General features: G+C 37.1%; 23 protein-coding genes and 2 rRNA genes. 12 read left to right on the forward strand and 13 right to left on the reverse strand.

Going from position 1 to position 21,182, the window contains the following annotated elements:
- The 4 genes from G504_RS0106910 to trhA all read left to right on the forward strand — a co-directional run.
- Positions 1 to 283, forward strand: a 23S ribosomal RNA gene (locus tag G504_RS0106910); the annotation flags it as partial.
- Positions 284 to 440: 157 nt separating this feature from the next.
- A 5S ribosomal RNA gene (gene rrf, locus G504_RS0106915) occupies positions 441 to 552 on the forward strand.
- 116 nt (positions 553 to 668) lie between these two features.
- On the forward strand, positions 669 to 2,006 hold the full coding sequence (locus tag G504_RS0106920) for an amidohydrolase family protein (RefSeq protein WP_019669425.1): 1,338 nt from the start codon (positions 669 to 671) through the stop codon (positions 2,004 to 2,006).
- The gene (gene trhA / locus G504_RS0106925; RefSeq protein WP_026348441.1) at positions 2,006 to 2,632 is read left to right on the forward strand and encodes a PAQR family membrane homeostasis protein TrhA; all 627 of its coding nucleotides are present in this window, start codon (positions 2,006 to 2,008) and stop codon (positions 2,630 to 2,632) included. The genes G504_RS0106920 and trhA overlap by 1 nt, the downstream gene beginning before the upstream one ends.
- On the opposite strand, the gene G504_RS0106930 is transcribed toward trhA, so the two are convergent.
- A complete protein-coding gene (locus G504_RS0106930) occupies positions 2,629 to 3,300 on the reverse strand; it encodes a ZIP family metal transporter (protein ID WP_019669427.1) in 672 nt (223 codons plus the stop codon). The genes trhA and G504_RS0106930 overlap by 4 nt on opposite strands.
- 82 nt (positions 3,301 to 3,382) lie before the next feature.
- Between G504_RS0106930 and G504_RS0106935 the strand changes: the two genes are divergently transcribed.
- Complete coding sequence (locus G504_RS0106935) at positions 3,383 to 4,546, forward strand: THUMP domain-containing class I SAM-dependent RNA methyltransferase (RefSeq protein ID WP_019669428.1); 1,164 nt, start codon at positions 3,383 to 3,385, stop codon at positions 4,544 to 4,546.
- Positions 4,547 to 4,569: 23 nt separating this feature from the next.
- Here the strand turns inward: G504_RS0106935 and G504_RS0106940 are convergent, their stop codons facing one another.
- Genes G504_RS0106940 through rlmD form a run of 3 tightly spaced genes read right to left on the reverse strand, consistent with a single transcriptional unit; the run spans position 4,570 to position 7,295 of the window.
- Positions 4,570 to 5,355 (reverse strand): DUF6048 family protein, encoded by a 786-nt coding sequence (locus tag G504_RS0106940; RefSeq protein WP_019669429.1) that lies wholly within the window; start codon positions 5,353 to 5,355, stop codon positions 4,570 to 4,572.
- Positions 5,336 to 5,839 carry a DUF6452 family protein gene (locus tag G504_RS0106945; RefSeq protein WP_019669430.1) on the reverse strand — a complete coding sequence of 168 codons (504 nt, stop codon included), beginning with the start codon at positions 5,837 to 5,839 and terminating at the stop codon, positions 5,336 to 5,338. Before G504_RS0106945 ends, G504_RS0106940 begins: the two co-directional genes overlap by 20 nt.
- A 40-nt stretch (positions 5,840 to 5,879) precedes the next feature.
- Complete coding sequence (rlmD, locus tag G504_RS0106950) at positions 5,880 to 7,295, reverse strand: 23S rRNA (uracil(1939)-C(5))-methyltransferase RlmD (RefSeq protein ID WP_019669431.1); 1,416 nt, start codon at positions 7,293 to 7,295, stop codon at positions 5,880 to 5,882.
- 111 nt (positions 7,296 to 7,406) lie between these two features.
- Here rlmD and G504_RS0106955 point away from each other — a divergent pair, with 111 nt between their 5' ends.
- The 3 genes from G504_RS0106955 to rocD all read left to right on the forward strand — a co-directional run bounded on the left by G504_RS0106955 (position 7,407) and on the right by rocD (position 9,748).
- Positions 7,407 to 7,961, forward strand: a complete 555-nt coding sequence (locus tag G504_RS0106955; protein ID WP_019669432.1) for an RNA polymerase sigma factor — start codon at positions 7,407 to 7,409, stop codon at positions 7,959 to 7,961.
- Positions 7,954 to 8,337, forward strand: a complete 384-nt coding sequence (locus G504_RS0106960; protein WP_019669433.1) for a DUF6768 family protein — start codon at positions 7,954 to 7,956, stop codon at positions 8,335 to 8,337. The genes G504_RS0106955 and G504_RS0106960 overlap by 8 nt, the downstream gene beginning before the upstream one ends.
- Positions 8,338 to 8,461: 124 nt before the next feature.
- Complete coding sequence (gene rocD, locus G504_RS0106965; RefSeq protein WP_019669434.1) at positions 8,462 to 9,748, forward strand: ornithine--oxo-acid transaminase; 1,287 nt, start codon at positions 8,462 to 8,464, stop codon at positions 9,746 to 9,748.
- 77 nt (positions 9,749 to 9,825) lie between these two features.
- Here rocD and rplS read toward each other — a convergent pair whose 3' ends face one another.
- From rplS to G504_RS0106995, 6 genes are all read right to left on the reverse strand, one after another.
- Complete coding sequence (gene rplS, locus G504_RS0106970; protein ID WP_019669435.1) at positions 9,826 to 10,176, reverse strand: 50S ribosomal protein L19; 351 nt, start codon at positions 10,174 to 10,176, stop codon at positions 9,826 to 9,828.
- A 137-nt stretch (positions 10,177 to 10,313) separates the two neighbouring features.
- Positions 10,314 to 10,991, reverse strand: a complete 678-nt coding sequence (gene trmD / locus G504_RS0106975; RefSeq protein ID WP_026348442.1) for a tRNA (guanosine(37)-N1)-methyltransferase TrmD — start codon at positions 10,989 to 10,991, stop codon at positions 10,314 to 10,316.
- A gap of 30 nt (positions 10,992 to 11,021) precedes the next feature.
- Positions 11,022 to 11,465 (reverse strand): GNAT family N-acetyltransferase, encoded by a 444-nt coding sequence (locus G504_RS0106980; protein ID WP_019669437.1) that lies wholly within the window; start codon positions 11,463 to 11,465, stop codon positions 11,022 to 11,024.
- A 40-nt stretch (positions 11,466 to 11,505) separates the two neighbouring features.
- Positions 11,506 to 12,126 carry a hypothetical protein gene (locus G504_RS0106985; RefSeq protein WP_019669438.1) on the reverse strand — a complete coding sequence of 207 codons (621 nt, stop codon included), beginning with the start codon at positions 12,124 to 12,126 and terminating at the stop codon, positions 11,506 to 11,508.
- Between the two features lie 138 nt (positions 12,127 to 12,264).
- On the reverse strand, positions 12,265 to 13,713 hold the full coding sequence (locus G504_RS0106990; protein ID WP_019669439.1) for a glyceraldehyde-3-phosphate dehydrogenase: 1,449 nt from the start codon (positions 13,711 to 13,713) through the stop codon (positions 12,265 to 12,267).
- A gap of 121 nt (positions 13,714 to 13,834) precedes the next feature.
- Complete coding sequence (locus G504_RS0106995; RefSeq protein WP_026348443.1) at positions 13,835 to 15,226, reverse strand: S1C family serine protease; 1,392 nt, start codon at positions 15,224 to 15,226, stop codon at positions 13,835 to 13,837.
- Between the two features lie 128 nt (positions 15,227 to 15,354).
- Between G504_RS0106995 and dapF the strand changes: the two genes are divergently transcribed.
- The 4 genes from dapF (at position 15,355) to G504_RS0107015 (ending at position 18,473) form a co-directional block, all read left to right on the forward strand.
- Positions 15,355 to 16,131, forward strand: a complete 777-nt coding sequence (gene dapF, locus G504_RS0107000; protein ID WP_019669441.1) for a diaminopimelate epimerase — start codon at positions 15,355 to 15,357, stop codon at positions 16,129 to 16,131.
- Positions 16,128 to 16,649 carry a GNAT family N-acetyltransferase gene (locus tag G504_RS0107005; RefSeq protein WP_019669442.1) on the forward strand — a complete coding sequence of 174 codons (522 nt, stop codon included), beginning with the start codon at positions 16,128 to 16,130 and terminating at the stop codon, positions 16,647 to 16,649. The genes dapF and G504_RS0107005 overlap by 4 nt, the downstream gene beginning before the upstream one ends.
- Positions 16,649 to 17,692 carry an endolytic transglycosylase MltG gene (gene mltG, locus G504_RS0107010; RefSeq protein ID WP_019669443.1) on the forward strand — a complete coding sequence of 348 codons (1,044 nt, stop codon included), beginning with the start codon at positions 16,649 to 16,651 and terminating at the stop codon, positions 17,690 to 17,692. Before G504_RS0107005 ends, mltG begins: the two co-directional genes overlap by 1 nt.
- A 148-nt stretch (positions 17,693 to 17,840) precedes the next feature.
- Positions 17,841 to 18,473, forward strand: coding sequence for a hypothetical protein (locus G504_RS0107015; protein ID WP_019669444.1), 633 nt, complete (start codon positions 17,841 to 17,843; stop codon positions 18,471 to 18,473).
- A gap of 53 nt (positions 18,474 to 18,526) precedes the next feature.
- Here G504_RS0107015 and G504_RS0107020 read toward each other — a convergent pair whose 3' ends face one another.
- From G504_RS0107020 to dnaA, 3 genes are read right to left on the reverse strand one after another with little or no spacing between them, the layout of a single operon-like run.
- On the reverse strand, positions 18,527 to 19,249 hold the full coding sequence (locus tag G504_RS0107020) for an SAM-dependent methyltransferase (RefSeq protein ID WP_019669445.1): 723 nt from the start codon (positions 19,247 to 19,249) through the stop codon (positions 18,527 to 18,529).
- Between the two features lies 1 nt (position 19,250).
- Positions 19,251 to 19,718, reverse strand: a complete 468-nt coding sequence (locus G504_RS0107025; RefSeq protein WP_019669446.1) for a low molecular weight protein-tyrosine-phosphatase — start codon at positions 19,716 to 19,718, stop codon at positions 19,251 to 19,253.
- 7 nt (positions 19,719 to 19,725) lie between these two features.
- Positions 19,726 to 21,150 carry a chromosomal replication initiator protein DnaA gene (gene dnaA, locus G504_RS0107030; protein WP_019669447.1) on the reverse strand — a complete coding sequence of 475 codons (1,425 nt, stop codon included), beginning with the start codon at positions 21,148 to 21,150 and terminating at the stop codon, positions 19,726 to 19,728.
- Positions 21,151 to 21,182 lie beyond the last annotated feature (32 nt).

Raw genomic sequence — 21,182 nt, forward strand, 5'->3', positions numbered from 1 at the left:
TCGGTCTCTATCTACTGCGGGCGTTAGAAATTTGAGCGGTCCTGACCCTAGTACGAGAGGACCGGGTCGGACCGACCGCTGGTGTACCGGTTGTCCCGCCAGGGGCATTGCCGGGTAGCTAAGTCGGGAAGGGATAAGCGCTGAAAGCATATAAGCGCGAAACCCGCCGCGAGATGAGATTTCTTTAAAGGGCCGTGGAAGATTACCACGTTGATAGGTCATAGGTGCAAGTGCCGCAAGGTACGCAGCCGAGTGATACTAATAGCCCGTTGAGCTTGCGCCGTCAAGAGCCTTGTAGAAAAGGTAGTCTTGCACATCCTCCCTATTAAATACGTTACCTCCCAGAGTAAACACCCTGTCTCATTATGTTAAGATATTGCTGCCAGCGCTAGTGAAAACTAACCGGCAGACGTTGTTCCGCAAATCGGACAACGCAAAACTCGGGTGGCCATGGCGACGGGGTCCACCCCTTTCCATACCGAACAGGGAAGTTAAGCCCGTCTGCGCCGATGGTACTGCCGTAACTGGTGGGAGAGTAGGCCGCCGCCTTCTTTAAAAGCACTTATCAATTCGTTGGTAGGTGCTTTTTTTTATCTGTAATTTTTGTGCTACGCAAATGGAACAACACACTATATGTTTTTCCTATCTTTATAGAAAGAAAAAGCACTATGCAAAAACATGTACTTACAATAATAATTTGCCTTTTTACAGTAATAATTTCTTCTCAGGAAAATAAAATTAAAGCCCTTGTTGGCGGAACACTTATTGATGGGTTCGGTTCTGATCCAATTAAAAACAGTGTTGTAATTATTGACGGCCAAAAAATTAAGGAAGTAGGAACAGTGGGGAATATCAACATACCCACTAATGCCGAAATTATTTCTACAGAGGGAATGACTGTACTTCCCGGTCTATGGGATATGCATGTCCATACCATGATCAATGGCCACGCAGACTATGCCTATTGGGATAAAACCTATCCTCCTCTTTTTAAAGATGTCATAATGCCTTCTTCCGCGCATCAATTACTGATGGCAGGAGTTACAAGCGCCAGAGATCTTGGAGCTCCTCTTGAAGAAAGCATAGCCGTAAGAGATGCTATAAATAAAGGAGAAATACCGGGGGCTACGCTATATGTTTCAGGACCTTTTATTCAGCATAAACCCTATCCGGGGACAGAAGATTTCAGATGGGGCGTGGATGGCCCGGAGGATGGAAGGAAAAAAATACAAAAGTTGGCCAAAGCAGGCGTAGATGTTATCAAACTTATTGATCAGGACCAGATGACCAGGGAAGAGCTCAAAGCGGTGGTAGACGAAGCACATAAAAACAATTTAAAGGTCGTGGCACATGGGCACAGACCAGAAGAAATTAGAAGAGGTCTGGAAGTGAATGTAGATTGTTTTGAACATACCGGTTTGTCCTCCGCACCCCAATATCCCGATGATGTAATGCAAATGATTAAAGAGAGAACTGCTCAAATGAATTTAGGACCCCTTTTTTGGTGCCCAACAGTTGAAGGCTTATATAACTATGAATATGTTCGGGATAATCCCGAAAAACTCGATAATGACTCCTGGCATCTTGGGCTACCAGATAGTATTGTTGCTGATATTAAGCGAAGTATTGCGCATCCGGATAGACTACCGTATTTTCAGCTGACACCTTCAAGAAAACCTACATTAAAAACTAAAATTAACCAGTTACTGGATGCAGGTGTTGTCTTACTGGTTGGTACAGATAGTGGTATTCCAACAAAGTTTCATAGTCAGTCTACATGGAATGAACTGGATGTTTGGGTAAATGAATTTGGAATTGACCCGATGTATGCAATCAGATCTGCCACATATTGGCCTGCCTTATGGATGGGAGTCGCGGATGAAGTTGGGACTATAACCCCCGGAAAATACGCAGACATCATTGCTGTGAATGGTGACGTTTTGAGATATATAAGTTTATTACAAGATGTAGATATGGTAATAAAGCGGGGTAAACGCTATAAATAGTGGATATAGATTATCATAAGGAAGAAAAGCTAAATGCCATATCCCACGCAATTGGGATTTTCCTCGGTATAATTGGATTCTTTTTCCTTTTAAAATTTGATACCCACAAAACGGAGTACTCAACTGTTTCCATAGTCATATATAGTATTTCAATCGTCCTTTTGTTTTCGGCATCAACACTTTACCATTATGTATCTACCCAATCGGTAAAGATGAAACTGAGAGTATTGGATCATATAAGTATTTATTATTTGATAGCCGGCACCTATACACCAGTAGCGCTAATTACTCTGGAGGAAGGAAATGGATGGTTAATTTTCTATACAGTTTGGGGAATAGCTCTTGGAGGTACAATTCTAAAACTTTTTTTTACAGGAAAATTTGAGGTACTGTCACTAATATTATATCTTTTTATGGGGTGGTTGATTGTTTTTGACCTTCAAAGTATACTTATAAATACTTCCGGGCTGGGCTTATTTTTACTGCTATTAGGAGGGTTTTTTTATACTTCAGGTATTTTTTTCTATGCATTTAAGCGTATGCCGCATAACCACCTCATTTGGCATTTCCTGGTATTAGGTGGTGCAATAAGTCATTGGTTTTATGTTGCCTTAGCAGTAATCTAAAGAAAATATGCTATTACTGTCCCAAGTACAATCGCTGTTAACTTTCTAATGTTGAATGTATGTCCTTCAGAGCTTTCAAAAAGGATAACTGTAGAAATATGGAGAAATACGCCTATGACCAGGGCAGTAATAGGAGCGCTATAATTTGAAATAAAATCGAGCTTTGAGGCGGCAAAACTTCCCAGTGGCGTCATTATAGAAAAGAATACCATAAACAAAGTCCCGTATAAAATATTAATTTTTGAACCTATAAGAAAGATACTTAATATAAGGGCTATAGGTATTTTGTGTACCAAAATGCCATAAATTATATCATTGTTCTGGTTTATAGGAATGCCCTCTAAGAATGAATGTACACAAAGACTGATAAAAACCAGCCATGGAAAATTTCTTTGCTCACTATTAAGATGCACATGTCCATGCTCTGCACCTTTTGAAAAGAATTCCAGAAAAATCTGCAGGAGAATCCCCAGCATTATACAGATACCTATGATTTTTGGATCAGCCTTTTGATAGACCGAAGGTAAAAGTTCGAAGAGGGTAAGAGCTAATAAAAATGATCCGCTGAATGCCAGTAATAAACGAAGGCCTTCTTTCCTTTTCGGTTTTGTTAAGACAACAAAACCAAAACTTAAAAGAACAGCAATGATCAGTAAAATATAAGTCATGCCAATTTAAAATGGTCTTAGGGATACTAAAAAACAATGTGGATAAAATTAGTGTATTTTTGTGGCATTCTTTAAATGTATTATGGGTAATAATTTTAAAATGGTTGCTAAGACCATGTTTGGTTTCGAGGAAATACTTGCAAAGGAATTGCGCAACCTCGGAGCTGTAAATGTTGTCGAAGGGGTAAGGATGGTTTCTTTTGAAGGTGATACGGGTTTTATGTATAAAGCCAATTTATGCCTGCGTACTGCTATTAAAATATTAAAGCCTATTGATTCTTTCTATGTTAAGGACGAAACAGATCTTTATAAGAAAATATTTGCGATGGATTGGTCTAAATATCTAAATCCGGAAATAACATTTGCAATAGATGCCACCGTTAATTCAGAAAATTTTACACATTCATTATATGTCTCTCAAAAAACGAAAGACGCCATTGTAGATAAATTTCGTAATACTGTAGGTAAACGACCGGATGTAGATGTGAAATTTCCCGATTTGCGAATAAACATCCATATTCAAATGAACCGGTGCAATGTATCCCTCGATACTTCAGGGCGTTCCCTACATCAGCGAGGTTACAGGACAGCAACAAATATTGCTCCTATCAATGAAGTTTTGGCGGCAGGACTTCTTCTTTTAAGCGGATGGGACGGACAGTCTCATTTTTTAGACCCAATGTGTGGTAGTGGAACATTCTTAACGGAAGCCGCAATGATAGCATGCAACATACCCGCAAATATTAATCGAAAAGAGTTTGCATTTGAAAAATGGCACGATTTTGACAGTGAACTTTACGAGAAAATAGTAGAAAGTTGTTTAAACAAAACCAGAGAGTTTCACTATAAAATCATAGGTTATGACAAAGCTCCTTCCGCCGTGCAGAAAGCTAAGGATAATGCAGCGAATGCTAATTTGTCAGAATACATTACTGTTGAACGTAAAAACTTCTTTGAATCAGAAAAATTCACTGAAAACCATTTGCACATCGTATTTAATCCACCTTATGGAGAGCGCCTGAATATTGAAATGGAAGAATTTTACGGGAATATTGGGGATACTCTGAAACAAAATTATCCCGGTACAGATGCCTGGTTCATTACTTCGAACCTGGAAGCTTTAAAATTTGTCGGACTGCGTCCATCACGAAAAATAAAAGTATTTAATAGCCATTTGGAATCCCGGCTTGTAAAGTATATAATGTACGAGGGTAGTAAAAAGGCTAAATACAATAAGCAGCTTTAGTAACCAAAAACCTGTAAAATAAACTATTCTTCCACAGGATTTTCGTTCTTCTTTGCCTTTGCCTTTTTTCTATATAATGGAATGAAGTAAGAAATGGAATAATTATAGCCCACTCCAAATTTGCTATTATCATTTACCTTATTGAAACCGGGAATCCACAGATTTGGGAAGGAATCAGCTTCAGTGTTCGTGAATAAATAAGCCAGCCTGACACTGGCTCCAAGGTATAAATTTGCAAAAAGTTCGACTTTTATTCCTAAAAGGAATTCCAACCAGGTGGCATTTAATCCTGAAAATTCCTGAGGAGCATCAGACCCCGGAGCAAAATTATTGGGATTCCAATACCTGTTGCTATCGTAAATAGTATAATTATTTAATGTCTGGCTAAAAGTGCTACCTGCGTATCTGGCACCAAAAATTATAGAATTAGTCATCCCATACCAATTCTCATAGGTGTTATAATCAATGCCGAGTTTTATATAACTTCCGGAGGTGGTATAGTTGTATATTTCCACTCTGTTAAGGTCATCTATATTTTCCAGAGCTTCAAAACTGGTTTTTTCCTCATTGCCAAACTCAGCGGCAATGTATATCTTATTCGTAATACGATAGTCTGCCACAAATTCCAGTCCGGAATAATCACTATCTAGCAGTGCCCTAATAGGTTTGCTTAAATCTACACCAATGCGCAAGCCATAGCGCTGTCCAAAACTTGTTGAATCTCTGGGACTTAAATCCAGTGAATCGGTTTGGGCACTACTTGTTAAGATGCTTAAAAGCAGGGAACAACTAATGATATATCTTAACATGGGCGCTGTCTTGCAATTTTATTAATGGTGAAACTATTTCAATGTTCTGGATCCAATTTTCACTGTCTGAAGTAATCGTTTCACTTAAGTCATCATAATTGGCAATATAACCGCAGGCCCTCGAAATAAAAATTTCCTGTGTGCTATAGTCGAAACTGAGTGTGTCAATGTTACCTGTTTCCAAATCATCTTCATCTGCTGAATCGGAAATAAATATAAAACTGGTATTGACTTCATTTATTCTTAATGGCAGTGCAACAGAATCCAAAGAAGTTCTGTCGGCAATTGTATTGACGGTGGAGGATTGCCCTAACCCGATTATTCTCAGATTTGGGACGGCTTTTAACTCGCTTGGGTTATCATTATCATAAAATCGAATGATCATAAGTGGTGTGTCGCCATCCACGCAAATATCGTCTTTTTCGCAGGCAGAAAATGAGATAACAACCATTAAAATCAAGAGTAGAATCTTTATTTTTCCCATATCTATTTAACAATATCTTTAAGCATATATGAGCTTTTTTTCAATGAATCCGTTTTTTCAAAAGTACAACATTTTCCACGTGATGTGTTTGAGGAAACATGTCTACAGGCTGTATTGCTTTTATTTCATACACTTCTTTCATTAGTTCCAGGTCCCTTGCTTGCGTAGCACTATTGCAACTAACATAAACAATTTTTTCAGGAGCAATTTCAAGAATTTGCCTCACTACATCTTTATGCATACCATCTCTGGGCGGATCCGTTATTATAACGTCTGGTTTTCCGTTAAAGGCCACAAACTCATCATTCAGAATGTTTTTCATATCTCCTGAGTAAAAGCCCACATTGTTAATGTTATTCTCCTGAGCATTTGTTTCGGCCGCCAGAATAGCTTCTGGAATTGCCTCAATTCCTACAACTTTTTTAGCTTCAGCAGCTATGAATTGTGCTATGGTGCCTATGCCCGTGTAAAGGTCATAGACAAGCTCCGTTTTATTTAAACCAGCTAATTTTCTTACTATTTTATATAATTCGTAGGCCTGTTGAGAATTGGTCTGATAAAATGACTTTGCCGTGATCTTAAATTTCAGACCCTCCATTTCTTCGTAGATATATTCTTTGCCGCTATGGCAATGTACCTCCTGATCATAAATGGTGTCATTACCCTTACGGTTAATAACATATAATAAGGAATCAATTTGGGGAAATTTATTCTTCAGGTGATTTAATAACCCGTTTCGTTTCTTCTCGTCGTCATCATAAAATTGGATTAACACCATTATTTGTTTTGTTGATGATGTTCGGATCATCAGCGTTCTTAAAAGACCACGATGACTTCGGGGGTTAAAAAAACTAAGTCCATTTTCCAGCGCATATTTCTTTATTTGAAGACGAATTTCATTGGAGGGATCTGATTGTAAATGACATTTTTTAATATCCAGTATCTTATCCCACATGCCAGGGATATGAAATCCTATGGCATTTTTATCTGTTATTTCATTATTTGATTTAATTTCCTCCTGGGTTAACCACCTGCTGTCCGAGAAAGAGAATTCCATTTTGTTGCGGTAAAAATATTTTTGATCAGACCCTATTATTGGTAAAATTTCAGGTATTTCCAGATGACCAATTCTCCTCAAATTGTTTTCAACTTCTTTTTGCTTATAGAACAACTGGTGTGTATAATCCATATGTTGCCATTTACATCCTCCGCAAATTCCAAAATGCTCACATACAGGGGTTGCCCTTTTATCAGATAAGCTGTGAAAATTTGTAGCTATACCTTCAAAATAGGCCTTTCGTTTTTTAGTCGTTTGCACGTCTACAACATCGCCCGGTACCGCGTTGGAAATGAAAATGATTCTGCCATCTGGTGCTTTACCAATAGTTTTGCCTTTGGCTCCTGCATCAGTGACAGCTATATTCTCAAAAACCTGAGGACTACTTCTTTTTCTCATGCCCCAAAAATACCATTTACCACGAATCTTTAATCTTATCTTTAGTAGGAATTAAATAAAAGGATAAAAATAATTGAACCTTTTTCAAATTAATCTGTCTCTAAAGTTGGAATGGACAAGGGAAACGCTAAGAAAATATTCGAAGGATTATTGGTTTTACAATATCGATCAGGGAATAAGAAGGCATTTTCCTTATTGGTAAGTCGTTATAATTCAAAAATGTGCAATCACGCCTATTGGTTTACTTATGATAAAGATATTGCGAAAGATATAGTTCAGGATAGCTGGGGGTTAATCATCAAAAAAATACCCCACTTAAAAAACCCAAACAGTTTTGGAAGTTGGGCGATGCAGATTGTTACCAGAAAATCTATTGATTATTTGAACAAGAATAGTAGAAATAGAGAAAAACTAAGGGAATACCATAACGAACCCAAGGCAGATTATGACTTGAACCATATAGAATCTGATCTTCTAAAAGTTTATGAGGCCATTAAAAGATTACCTCAGGAACAACAAGTTGTACTTAGGTTGTTTTATCTGGAAGAATATTCCCTTCGGGAAATTAGTGAGATTATAGAAAAATCTGAAGGGACCGTAAAATCGAGATTATACCATGCCCGTGAAAAATTAAAAACAATTTTAAAAAACAGAAATCATGAATAAGAAAACAGAAAAGATCGACGAACTAATTAAAGAGACATTGTCAAAGGAGGAGGCCGCCTTTTACGATGACCTGGAAGAGCAGAATCTCATAGGAAAAATAGGAGAGATTTATAAGGGAAAATTGGGATGGTTAGCAGCGATTATGAATGTTGTACATCTACTAATGTTTATGGCTTTCATTTATTGTATAGTCCGGTTTTTTAATACAGATAGCACCAATGAACTTATAAAATGGGCATCAGCCGGTTTTTTAAGCATGATTGCGATGGCAATGCTTAAGTTGTTTGTTTGGATGCAAATGGATAAGAATGATATTCTTCGAGAACTCAAACGACTGGAATTACAAATTTCAACTCTCGGCAGAATGCAAAAATAATCAGAATAGGTAAGGATGGCATATTTTTTAAATTGTGCCAAAATTTGTAATTTAGCTATACTGCATAGGATGATTTCTCTCCCAAAGAAGGAATAGCTAAAGTTTTATCAAAATTGTAAGGAAAATGTCAGTTTTAGAAAAGATATCTTCCCAGGATGCTATAGCATTGGAAGAAAAATACGGGGCGCAAAATTATCATCCATTACCAGTTGTTTTAAGCAGGGGAGAAGGTGTTTATGTCTGGGATGTAGAAGGTAGAAAGTATTATGATTTTTTATCGGCTTATTCAGCTGTAAATCAGGGACATTGTCACCCACATATTATTTCGGCCTTAAAGGCGCAAGCTGAAAAATTGACGCTTACATCCAGAGCATTTTATAATGATATGCTCGGTAAATACGAAAAATACATTACGGAATACTTTGGATTTGACCGTGTATTACCAATGAATACGGGTGCAGAAGCAGTAGAGACAGCTTTGAAACTTGCACGAAAATGGGGCTATGAGAAAAAGGGTATTCCTGTAAATCAGGCTAAAATAGTTGTTTGTCAAAATAATTTTCACGGTCGCACGATCACAATTATTTCTGCTTCCAATGATCCAATAGCAACAGAGAATTTTGGCCCTTTTACTCCGGGAATTTTCTCAATCAGATATAATGATATCAATGCCCTGAGCGAGGCTTTGGAGGATAAGAATGTTGCTGCATTTATGGTTGAACCTATTCAGGGTGAAGCAGGAGTTTATGTTCCGGGGGAGGACTATCTAAAGGAAGCGTATAGCCTATGCAAGAGAAACAATGTTTTGTTCATTGCAGATGAAGTACAGACCGGGGTTGCCAGGACCGGTCGATTATTGGCTTCTTGCGGCAATTGTTCCTGTGCGGATAAATTATGCAGCGGAACTCCAGATGTGAAACCTGATATTTTGATATTGGGAAAGGCTTTATCCGGAGGTGTTTTTCCTGTATCGGCTGTTCTTGCCAACAATGATATTATGGACGTCATCAGACCGGGTAATCACGGTTCTACTTTCGGTGGAAACCCTTTGGCCTGTGCAGTTGCGATTGCCGCGCTTGAAGTGGTGAAAAATGAAAATTTAGCGGAAAATGCCTATCGTCTGGGCAAATTATTTCGATCTGAAATAAGGAAGTTAATAGAAAAAAGTAATCTTGTTCGGCTGGTTCGGGGTAAAGGACTTTTAAATGCCATTGTTATAAATGACGATGAGGATAGCTCTACAGCCTGGGATATATGTATTGCATTAAAAGAAAACGGGTTACTTGCAAAACCTACTCATGGAAATATTATTCGTTTTGCACCGCCACTGGTTATGACAGAAGAACAACTTTTAGATTGCGTTTCTATTATTTTTAAAACTATTTTGGAATTTGAAAAAAAAATGGCCTAAAAGAGAAGAAATAAATCTCATGTAATAAAAAAACCCTGATAATTAATTTATCAGGGTTTCTTAATACTGTGAACTTTTTAAGATCGAATTTCTTTAATCCTTGCCTTTTTACCGGTAAGGCCTCTAAAGTAATAAATACGAGCCCTGCGTACTTTACCTTTCTTATTGATTTCAATTTTCTGCAAAGCCGGCATATTTATGGGAAATATTCTCTCCACACCTATAGTACCAGACATTTTGCGAATTGTAAACGTTTCTGTAGCACCTGTTCCTCTTCGTTGTATAACTACACCTTTAAAAAACTGGGTACGTGTTTTTTCGCCTTCCTTTATTTCGTAGTATACCGTAATTGTATCACCTGCAGCGAATTGTGGAAATTCTTTTTTCGGAACAAATTCGTTCTCAACAAATTTTATTAAGGATTCCATTGATTTTTATTTTATTTAAGCCAAAAACAACATTCACGTATTTCGTCAGAGGTTGGTTTCAAATCGATTGCAAAAATACTCTTTATATTAGTACTTCCAAGAGATTTATCGCAATTTTTAAGCAGAAGCATAAGTTTTTACTCTTCCAATAAATCAGGTCTGCGTTCAATGGTCCTTTTAATTGCCTGTTCCTCCCGCCATTTTTCTATTTCAGGAAAGTTACCACTTACTAATATATCCGGAACTTTCAGACCTTTATATTCCCTTGGTCTTGTATATACCGGCGGGGCTAATAAGTTGTCCTGAAAAGTATCTGTTAGTGCAGAAGTTTCATCATTTAGAACCCCCGGAAGCAGACGAATAATTGTATCACAGAGAACAGCGGCCCCCAATTCACCTCCGGAAAGCACATAATCTCCAATGGATATTTCCCTGGTAATTAAAGTATCTCGGACCCTCTGATCGACTCCTTTATAATGGCCACAGAGTATGATAATATTTTTTAATAAGGACAAACTATTTGAAGTTTTTTGATTTAGGGTATCCCCATCCGGTGTCATGTAAATTATCTCATCATATTTTCGATCTCTTTTGAGAGAACTAATGCATTTATCAATTGGCTCAATCATTAATACCATCCCTGCACCACCTCCGAATTGATAATCATCTACCTGATTATAGCTTTTATCTGTATAGTCCCTTAAGTTATGGACGTGTACTTCAACCAGTTTCTTATCTATTGCACGCTTCAGTATAGAAGCCTCAAAGGGGCTTTTTAATAATTCTGGTAAAACAGTAATAATATCAATACGCATAAGCATATAACTTATTTTATTTAGACAAACCTATTTTGCTTCCCAAAAATAATGAAGCGTAGTAGTGTTTCTTCTCCAACCCAGACGTTCATATAATTTTTGTGCAGGATTGTTTATACCTGTTTCCAGAGCCAACCCCTTGTATTCCTGCAACAGGCAATATTCTTTGGCGTTGTTTAATAATACTTTGCCTATACCTTTATTTCGAAATTCGCTATACACATACAAATCGTTTAAAATAAATATGGGTTTAAGACTTACCGAGGAAAAGGAAGAATATAGTTGTGTAAAACCTGCCGGAGAACTGTCATAAAAAGCAAGGAAGATGACAGAATCCTTATTTTTCATTCTATTCTCCAAAAATCTTCGGGCCGCCTGTTCATCTGAATTCTGGTTGTAGAAAGTTCGGTATTTATCCAAAAGCGGAATCAATACGGAAATATGCTCTTTCGTTGCCCGAATTATAGTAGTCATAATGTATTAGGCTAAAAAAAGCCCCTTAAAGGAGCTTTTTCTATTTTGATTTTTTGTATTTATTTATTTCATCCTGGAGCTGCCTGCTTATCTTTTGTTCTCTTTCCAAAGCCCGTCGCCTGTGGTCCTCATATTCAGTTTCAAGCTCAGCTAAATTAGATTTCGCCTGTTGTGTTAATATATTACTTCTTCTAAACTTAAACACAAATAATAGGAATAACATGAGTAAACCAATTATCACCGTCCACAATATAAAATTATAAGTTCCTTTTGAAACCGTAGCACCTAGAAAAGCCATACTGTCTTTCTCGTTAGTAACAGCTGTAAGGTTATCTGTTGTCTCTTTTAATTTGCTATTTAGTGAATTGATAGAGGCCTCTTGCGCACTAATTGTGTTTTTTAGCTCAGCAGCTTTTTTATTAGCTGCATTTATAGAATCCAGGACATTTTTCTTAAGCTTATCCAGGTTTATAGTGCGAACCACTTCATATCTTTTTCCTTCCGCATTATAATTGCCTGATTTTTTGTATAAATATTCAAATTGACTTTCTATGGAACCACCGTCTAAAGACAATTCCTCTTGTTTGTCATCCTGCTGTGCGAAGTGTAGGTTACATGTCAGTAGGGCGATTAAAAAATAAACTTTGCTGAAACCTTTCATTTGAAATATTCTTAGTATTAATTTATGATTCAAGGAGGGAACTAAAGTACTCTAATAATATTAATTAATAAAAAAAAATCGTTCAATCATAAGATTGAACAAGAAGCTATTATCTTCATATTCTTAGCTGAGGAAAATTTAATAATACGTAAATCTTCGGACTTTCGCTAAATATTTTGCCAACCTGATTACCTGATGCGAATACCCAAACTCATTATCGTACCAAACATATAACACAATATTCTTACCATCGGCAGATACTATGGTAGCGTTACTATCATAAATAGAAGGGGCTGCGGTACCAACAATATCTGTTGATACCAACTCATTGCTTAGTGAATATTTAATTTGCTCTACCAAATCACCTTCCAAAGCATATTTTTTTATAATTGTATTTATTGCTTCCCGAGACGTTTTATTTTTGATTTCTAAATTGAGGATGGCCAGAGAACCGTTAGGCACAGGTACTCTTATTGCATTTGAAGTAAGTTTGCCTTCCAGCGATGGAAGCGCTTTTGCTACAGCACTTCCTGCACCCGTTTCCGTTATTACCATGTTTAATGCGGCAGCTCTTCCCCTTCTGTACTTGCCATGTAAATTATCAACTAAATTTTGATCGTTGGTATAGGCATGAATGGTTTCCAAATGGCCCTTTTTTATGCCCAATGAATCATCAACAACCTTTAATATTGGGGTAATGGCATTTGTTGTGCAAGAAGCAGCGGAATAAATATCATAAGTATCCGGATCAAAATCATATTGATTAACACCATGCACAATATTTGGGATATTTTTACCAGGGGCGGTCAGAAGTACTTTGCCTCCGCCTTTAGCTTTCAAATGCCTTTCCAGGGAATTTTTATCCCTGAAAGCACCAGAATTATCAATAATCAATGCATTTTTGATTCCGTATTTGGTATAATCTATATCTTCAGGTTTATCAGAATTAATGATATGGACCGTGGTCCCATTTATAATTAATGCCCTTTTAGCTATATCATAATCTACAGTACCTGTGAATTGACCATGAATCGAATCTGTTTTTAACAATGTAGCTCTTTTCTCCAGAATTTCTTCTGTTAAGTCTCCTCTGGTTACAATAGCCCTGAGCCTTAGCTGATTGCCTTTCCCAGTTTTGGCCATTAATTCCCGTGCAATCAACCTTCCAATTCTGCCAAAGCCATAGAGTACTACATCCTTTGGCTTAATTTCTTTAGAATTATTGGCCTCTTTTAATTTGTAGTGAATAAATGACTTCACGTCGTGCAAACTATTATTATCGGAATGAAACTCATAAGTGAGTTTTCCTATATCTATCTTTGAAGGAGGTAAGTTTATATCATGAATGGCACGCAGTAATTCTACAGAATCAAATATGGAAATTGGTTTTTGCACAAATTCACCGGCGTATTCATGAAGGTTTATGATATCACTGACATTTTTGTCAATCACCTGGTTTTTGAAAAGCACTACTTCAATGGCTTTATCATACCACAGATCGCTGATTATTTTGATGAATTCTGTGGTGGCTTTTCTTCTGTCGGCTTGAAACGCCAATTCCTTTTCATAAGATTTGATAGGGCTCATCTATGTTCAGTAATTTAATTTAAGGGCAAAATTATTGAATTCTACCGGCACCGCATAGAGAAAATATAAATAAAAAAGCACCCGAATCCGAGTGCCTTTAAATGCTTTAAAAGTTCATTCTTTATTGAAATACAATTCGTTCTTTCTCTCCATTTTTATCAATTAAAGTTATGACCGTTTTGTCATATCTTGAGATAGCACCAAAGAGATTTTTTGCTTCATAAATATCATTTACTTTTTCATTATCAATTTCCAGAATAACTTTTCCATTTAACCCATACCCCCTGTAAGTTTCAGGTACTCCGGTGATCTTGACCCCGGTTTTTGTATTGTAAACTTCCTTATCGTTCTCTGATAAGTTCTTAACCCTAAGGCCCATAACCGGAACAATAATGGATTGTCTTTCTTTCAGTTCAACAGGTACTAAAATATCTTCTCCGTCACGATCAATGGTAACATTAATTTTATCTCCGGGTCTTTTTGTTGATACATAGCCTGTTAAATCTGCAAATTTTCTAACTTTAATATTATCCACCATTTTTATAATATCTCCCGATCTCAGATCAGCATCATCTGCACCGGAATCCTCTTCAATGCCATCAATATATACACCATCAATTTCATTTATCCCATTATTCATTGCATAAGGCGTGCTAAGGCGCGGGGAAGTTATACCGAGTATGCCTTTTTGAACATTTCCATATTCCATGATGTCTTCCACAACCTTTTTGGCAATATTGCTGGGCACTGCAAATGAGTAACCCACATAGGAACCGGTTTGTGAAGTAATCGCCGTATTTATCCCTATAAGATCACCATTAGTATTAACTAAAGCACCCCCGCTATTGCCCGGGTTCACTGCTGCATCTGTTTGTATAAATGATTGGTCTCTTCCTAAATCTCTGGCTTTTGCGCTAACTATTCCAGCGGTTACGGTTGAGGTAAGGTTAAATGGATTACCAACAGCTAAAACCCATTGACCGATCTTGGCTTCATCAGAATCACCAAAAGCAAGATAGGGCAGATTCTCATCTACATCAATTTTGATTAATGCAATATCAGTATTGGGATCAGAACCAATAATTTCCGCCTCATAGGTCTTATTATTGTTCAGGGTAATTCTAATCTCATTAGCTTTTGCAATTACATGGTTATTAGTCACTATGTAGCCGTCCGGTGAAATAATAACCCCGGAACCTGTTCCTATCTGCGGAATTTGCCTGCTTTCGGAACCATAGAAAAAATCCAATAAACTTCCCGGGCTGCTATTTAAAGTAAGGTTTTTAACATGCACAACCGCATTAACGGTATTTTCCGCCGCAACAGTGAAATCAACTTCATTGATACCATTGCCTTTAGAAGACGCAGGTCTGTTGCTTGTAGTTAAGAATGGCATCCCGGAATCATCCGTTACTACGGCGTAATTGGTCTTTTCAAAAAACATTTTATAAGAAACGAGGGTGATTACCCCGGCAAAAACGGCAACTAGTAATAAGCTTCCAAATCTTTTCATATATAAAGGATTTTTAAGTTTATAAAGTAAAAGTACTCGATTTTTTAAACTAAATATTTCCATTTAACTACTTTTTAACTGAATGAAACTGCTTAAATAAAGTCATATCTTTGCTACCTGAATAAGCTATGGCAATTACATTTTATAAATACCAGGGAACAGGCAACGATTTTATCATGATTGATAATCGGCATGGAGGATTTCCAAAAACGGATAACCAATTAATTTCATTTCTATGTGACAGAAGATTTGGTGTTGGCGCTGACGGGTTAATCTTGTTGGAAGAAGATAATTCATCGGATTTTAGTATGGTATATTATAATTCTGACGGGAATCCCGGAAGTATGTGTGGTAATGGCGGCAGATGTATAGTTGCATTTGCACAATTCCTGGGTATTATTACTGAAAAGGCAGAATTTAATGCTGTAGATGGGTTGCATATTGCTACCATTGATAATGAAATTATTAGTTTGCAGATGCAAAATGTTACCGATATTATGCCAAAACCCAATTGTCTTTTTTTAGATACAGGTTCTCCTCATCATGTTCAGATGGTATCTGATTTAGAGGGTTTTAACGTATTTGAAGAAGGTGCAAAACTGCGTTATGGAATTTATGGCAAGGGGGGGAGTAACATTAACTTTGTTGAACAAACTTCAGAAAATGATTTTGCTGTGCGTACGTATGAAAGGGGGGTGGAAAATGAAACCATGTCCTGTGGAACAGGAGTCACAGCAGTTGCACTGGGCATGCATTATTGGGGAAAGACCAAAAGTGAGAAAGTAAATATTTCTACTAAAGGGGGTAATTTATCAATTACGTTTAAGAAAGGCTCCGGGGGATATGAAAACATATGGCTGGATGGCCCGGCTAAACAGGTATTTAAAGGAACAATAGCGATTTGATATTAAAGGGTAATCATACCAGTTTGCGGGCGTTGGAGCCGGGAGATCTTGATTTTTTATTCGAACTGGAGAATAATCCCTATATCTGGGAAATTAGCGGCACGATCACACCCTATTCAAAACATGTTCTTAAACAATACCTTGACAATGCACACCGCGATATTTATGAAGTGAAACAGTTGCGTCTTGCAATTTGTGACAGAACTAATAAAGTGATAGGGTTTATTGATCTGTTTGATTTTGATCCTAAACACAGAAGAGCCGGAATTGGGATTGTTATTCTTAATGAGTCCGACCGTAAGAATGGTCATGGTTCTGAAGCTTTGTCCTTGCTTTGTGAATATGCCTTTGAGGTACTTAATTTAAACCAGGTATATGCCAATGTAGGCGAAGACAATCAGGCAAGCATACAACTATTCAAAAAGATGGGGTTTGAGCTTTCGGGAATTAAAAAAGATTGGATCCTTGTTGGAGGAAAATTTAAAAATGAACTACTGTTTCAAAAGTTTGGAAAATAATGTATATCAAAAAAATCTTATTGACTATAGTACTTCTGGGGTTAATTGCGGGAGGAGCTTTTGCCTATTTAATTTATAACGCCCTTTTTTCACCCAATACGGCTTTTAATAATGAGGAAGCTTACATTTATATTACAACCGGCAGTTCCTATGATGATTTAAAAGGTCTTATTACCCCACTTTTGTCTGATATTGAAACTTTTGAGGCAGTCGCAAAACAGAAAAAATATATTGACTATATAAAACCAGGTAAATATATTTTAAAGAAAGGGATGAATAATAACGAGATAATAAATACCTTAAGGAGCAACAATATACCGGTTAATGTCTCTTTTAATAATCAGGAAACTTTCGAAAAATTGGCGGGAAGAGTTGCTGGTCAAATTGAGGCGGACAGCATTTCTTTACTGAAGTCTTTTACAGATTCGCAATTTCTGCAGGAGAATGGCTTTACAGCAGAAACGAGCCTCTCACTTTTTATACCTAACAGCTATGAATTTTTTTGGAATACGTCTGCCACAGATTTCCGCGATAGAATGCTGAAGGAATATCTTCGCTTTTGGAATAAAGAGAGACTAAGAAAAGCAGAAGCATTAAATTTGTCGCAAATTCAGGTAATATCCCTGGCTTCAATTGTTCAAAAGGAAACGGCCAAGGTTACTGAGAGACCCAGGGTTGCCGGATTATATCTTAACAGGCTGAAAAAAAATATGCTACTTCAGGCAGACCCCACGGTAATCTATGCCTTAAAACGGGAACTTGGTAATTTTGATACGATTATCAAAAGAGTACTGTATAAAGATTTAGAACTAAATTCTCCCTATAATACCTATAAATATGCAGGGATACCTCCGGGTCCAATAACAATGCCCGATATTTCTTCTATAGACGCCGTCCTGAATCCTGAAAAACATGATTATTACTATATGGTAGCAGATGTTGAAGACTTTGGCTACCATAAATTTGCCAAAGACCTCTCGCAACACAACCGGAATAAAACGCAGTATATCCGATGGATAAACGAACAAAATATCAACCGGTAGACTGTTAATCCGAAATTTAAGACAGCTCGTCAAATAAAGGTGTTATTCAAAGAATTCTGAGGAATATTCGTACAAATCTGCTATATCTTTGTTTAAGAAATTTAAGCATACCGGCTTATTTGGTAGTTAGTCTTAAGAAAACACATATATGAAGAAGTGGTCATGGTTTATCTGTCCGCTTATCATGATTTTAGTTTTAGTTAGTTTTGGGTTTACCACAAAGTCTGAAGTTAAGGTCCCCGAAATTCTAAAAGTAAAAGAACCTACGCTAGTTCTGTTCCCCAAAAACAGAACAATTGAAAACTCATCCTTTCTAACGCCTCCTTTTTTGGGAAGTTGTTATACAGGGTTTAAAGAGGCACTGGCTTTCAAAGAGTCTCAGGGTAATTACTTTATAATAAATACGCTCGGCTATCTGGGTAAGTATCAATTTGGAATAGGAACACTACAATTGATGGGTGTTTATAACGCTACCAGGTTTCTCAATGATCCGAGTTTGCAGGAGAAAGTATTTTATACAAATATTTCCCGCAACAAATGGATATTGCGTAAATACATCAAATATTTTGTAGGTAAAAAGGTTAAGGGTATAGAAATAACTGAATCCGGAATATTGGCAGCTGCTCATTTGGCAGGTCCGGGAAACGTAATGCAGTATTTATACTCCAATGGCAGGAAGGATGTAAGAGATGCCTATGGAACCAGTCTTGCGGATTACTTAAAAAAGTTTTCGGGATATGATATCTCAGATATTTCAGCAATTCGAAATCCTAAAGTATAATAAAATAACTAAAGAACGTAATAAAATGACCCTGGCTTAATCGTCAGGGTTTTTTATGCCTGTATTATAAAAATTGTAGGCCTTTTATGGAGTTCAATGGATTCAGCTATCCAATTCCCGGCTATTTTTGTGGCAATAAATTCCGTGGGCAAGGTAAGATCCGTAGCTATACACAGCCATGTATTCTTTGAAAGAGTCTTGACAAACTCTTCAAAAAGGCTATCGTTTCTGTATGGAGTTTCTATGAACAGCTGACTTTGATTATTTTCTCTGGATATTTTTTCAAATCTCTTAATGGCTTTTTTTCGCTCGGCAGTTTCAATAGGCAAATAGCCATTAAATGCAAAGTTTTGGCCGTTCAGACCACTAGCCATAAGAGCTAAAATTATAGAAGAAGGTCCAACCAGGGGTACTACTGCTATTCCTTTCTGATGGGCAATCCGGACTATTTCAGATCCGGGATCGGCAATTCCGGGGCAACCGGCTTCAGATAAAACACCTACATCCAGACCTTCAAAACAGGGATCAAGGTAAGAAGGTATAGTTGCAGGATCAGTGAATTTATTTAGAAGAGCAATGTTTAAATTAGGTTGTGATTTCCTGGGACTGATTTTTTTAATAAACCTTCTTGCAGATTTTTCGTTCTCAACGATGTAATGATCTGTTTCTTCAATGATTCTCTTAATGGAAATTGGCAATACTTCCAGAGGTTCATTTTCGCCAAGGGTAGTTGGGATCATATATAACTTACCTTTTGAAGTATTTTTATTTTGCATTTTAGGAAGTCTGTTGTGAATTTAATCTTTCAGCAATTGTGTCACAAGCTTGATTTATTAGTTCAAAAACCTCTTCAAAACCATCTGCTCCACCATAATAAGGGTCAGGTACTTCCCTTACTGGTGCAGAGCTTTCCTCCAATAAAAGTCTAACCTTCTCAATTTCGCTTTTATCATTCGTCAAAGCCAGGATATCATAGTAATTACTTAAGTCCATTGCATAAATAAGGTCAAATTCAGCAAAATCGCCATAGTTGAATTTTCTGCATCTTTGGCCAGAGATATCAATGCCATATTTTTTGGCAACCGCTACAGATCTTTGATCCGGATTGCTTCCTATATGGTATCCTGCAGTCCCCGCAGAATCAACAAAAATAAGCTGTGAGTCGGTTTTTGATTTTAATATACCTTCGGCTAATGGAGACCTGCAGATATTACCCAGGCAAACCATAAGAACCTTTATTTGCATAATTCAATCAGGAAAATTTCTTTGTTAAATCTTCAATGTATTTTCTAAACTGCTTATCCGTTTCAGCCAGATTATCCACTGTTTTGCATGCGTGAAGAACGGTCGCATGATCTCTTTTACCAATTTGAGAACCAATACTAGCCAATGAAGCTTTTGTGAATTTTTTAGCAAAAAACATGGCCAGTTGGCGCGCCTGCACGATATGTCGTTTCCTTGTTTTGGATTGTAAGGTTGCTACATCCATTTCGAAGTAATCTGAAACAACTTTTTGTATGTAGTCTATGGAAACCTCCCTTTTTGTATTTTTTACAAATTTTTCAACTACCTGTTGTGCCAATTCCAGCGTAACTTCCTTCTTATTGAAAGAAGATTGAGCAATAAGAGAAATTATGGCACCTTCTAATTCCCTGATATTTGTCTTAATGTGTTTGGCAACATATTCAACTATTTCATCGGGCATTTCAACACCATCCCTGTATAGTTTGTTTCTTAATATTGATATACGAGTTTCATAATCCGGATTTTGAAGCTCAGCAGATAAGCCCCACTTAAATCGGGAGAGTAAACGCTGTTCAATATCCTGCATATCCACAGGCGCTTTATCTGAAGTCAGGACAACCTGTTTGCCATTTTGGTGCAAATGATTGAAGATATGGAAGAAAACATCTTGCGTACCCGATTTACCGGATAAGAATTGTACATCATCAATTATAAGTACATCGATCAACTGATAAAAGTGAATAAAATCATTCCTGGTATTTTTCTTAACAGACTCAATGTATTGCTGTGTGAATTTTTCAGCAGAGATATAAAGTACAGTTCGTTCCGGATATTTATCTTTGATCTCTACGCCAATTGCATGAGCAAGGTGCGTTTTGCCGAGTCCTACCCCTCCAAATATCAAAAGCGGATTAAAAGAAGTTCCTCCGGGTTTATTGGCAACTGCCATACCTGCTGACCTGGCCAGCCTGTTGGAATCACCTTCAAGGAAATTATCAAAATTATAATTCGGATTTAGCTGAGACTCTATTTTTATGTTTCGAATTCCAGGTATTACAAAAGGATTCTTTAATTCCGGATTTTTAGATTTTATAGGAACATCCATTTCCTGTGGATTGACACTTCCTCTGTTTGAACTTGGGATTTGTTCCGTGAAGGGCTCCCTGTTGCCATAAGTATTCTCCATCTTAATGATGTAGACCAGCTTGGCATTTTCTCCAAGTTCTTTGGTGAGCGCAACCTTAAGTAGCTTTACGTAGTGCTCTTCAAGCCATTCATAAAAGAATTTACTGGGAACCTGAATGCTTAAAGCGTTATCAGATAATTTTATTGGTTTAATAGGTTCAAACCATGTTTTGAATGCCTGCGGTTGGATATTATCTTGGATAAAAGCCAAGCAATTTTTCCAAACGGAATTAGCAGTAACACTCATATTAAAAGATATCTTATTTGGTTGGTAAGAGA

This window comes from Eudoraea adriatica DSM 19308 (assembly GCF_000382125.1).
GTDB classification, from domain to species: Bacteria; Bacteroidota; Bacteroidia; order Flavobacteriales; family Flavobacteriaceae; genus Eudoraea; species Eudoraea adriatica.

What these genes read in the sequence shown, in the direction of transcription:
- G504_RS0106920 (WP_019669425.1), top strand. Translation starts at nt 669, where the DNA reads ATGCAAAAACATGTACTTACAATAATAATTTGCCTTTTTACAGTAATA.
- G504_RS0106930 (WP_019669427.1), bottom strand. Translation starts at nt 3,300, where the DNA reads ATGACTTATATTTTACTGATCATTGCTGTTCTTTTAAGTTTTGGTTTT.
- G504_RS0106935 (WP_019669428.1), top strand. Translation starts at nt 3,383, where the DNA reads ATGGGTAATAATTTTAAAATGGTTGCTAAGACCATGTTTGGTTTCGAG.
- G504_RS0106940 (WP_019669429.1), bottom strand. Translation starts at nt 5,355, where the DNA reads ATGTTAAGATATATCATTAGTTGTTCCCTGCTTTTAAGCATCTTAACA.
- G504_RS0106945 (WP_019669430.1), bottom strand. Translation starts at nt 5,839, where the DNA reads ATGGGAAAAATAAAGATTCTACTCTTGATTTTAATGGTTGTTATCTCA.
- rlmD (WP_019669431.1), bottom strand. Translation starts at nt 7,295, where the DNA reads ATGAGAAAAAGAAGTAGTCCTCAGGTTTTTGAGAATATAGCTGTCACT.
- G504_RS0106955 (WP_019669432.1), top strand. Translation starts at nt 7,407, where the DNA reads ATGGACAAGGGAAACGCTAAGAAAATATTCGAAGGATTATTGGTTTTA.
- G504_RS0106960 (WP_019669433.1), top strand. Translation starts at nt 7,954, where the DNA reads ATGAATAAGAAAACAGAAAAGATCGACGAACTAATTAAAGAGACATTG.
- rocD (WP_019669434.1), top strand. Translation starts at nt 8,462, where the DNA reads ATGTCAGTTTTAGAAAAGATATCTTCCCAGGATGCTATAGCATTGGAA.
- rplS (WP_019669435.1), bottom strand. Translation starts at nt 10,176, where the DNA reads ATGGAATCCTTAATAAAATTTGTTGAGAACGAATTTGTTCCGAAAAAA.
- trmD (WP_026348442.1), bottom strand. Translation starts at nt 10,991, where the DNA reads ATGCGTATTGATATTATTACTGTTTTACCAGAATTATTAAAAAGCCCC.
- G504_RS0106980 (WP_019669437.1), bottom strand. Translation starts at nt 11,465, where the DNA reads ATGACTACTATAATTCGGGCAACGAAAGAGCATATTTCCGTATTGATT.
- G504_RS0106985 (WP_019669438.1), bottom strand. Translation starts at nt 12,126, where the DNA reads ATGAAAGGTTTCAGCAAAGTTTATTTTTTAATCGCCCTACTGACATGT.
- G504_RS0106990 (WP_019669439.1), bottom strand. Translation starts at nt 13,713, where the DNA reads ATGAGCCCTATCAAATCTTATGAAAAGGAATTGGCGTTTCAAGCCGAC.
- G504_RS0106995 (WP_026348443.1), bottom strand. Translation starts at nt 15,226, where the DNA reads ATGAAAAGATTTGGAAGCTTATTACTAGTTGCCGTTTTTGCCGGGGTA.
- dapF (WP_019669441.1), top strand. Translation starts at nt 15,355, where the DNA reads ATGGCAATTACATTTTATAAATACCAGGGAACAGGCAACGATTTTATC.
- mltG (WP_019669443.1), top strand. Translation starts at nt 16,649, where the DNA reads ATGTATATCAAAAAAATCTTATTGACTATAGTACTTCTGGGGTTAATT.
- G504_RS0107015 (WP_019669444.1), top strand. Translation starts at nt 17,841, where the DNA reads ATGAAGAAGTGGTCATGGTTTATCTGTCCGCTTATCATGATTTTAGTT.
- G504_RS0107020 (WP_019669445.1), bottom strand. Translation starts at nt 19,249, where the DNA reads ATGCAAAATAAAAATACTTCAAAAGGTAAGTTATATATGATCCCAACT.
- G504_RS0107025 (WP_019669446.1), bottom strand. Translation starts at nt 19,718, where the DNA reads ATGCAAATAAAGGTTCTTATGGTTTGCCTGGGTAATATCTGCAGGTCT.
- dnaA (WP_019669447.1), bottom strand. Translation starts at nt 21,150, where the DNA reads ATGAGTGTTACTGCTAATTCCGTTTGGAAAAATTGCTTGGCTTTTATC.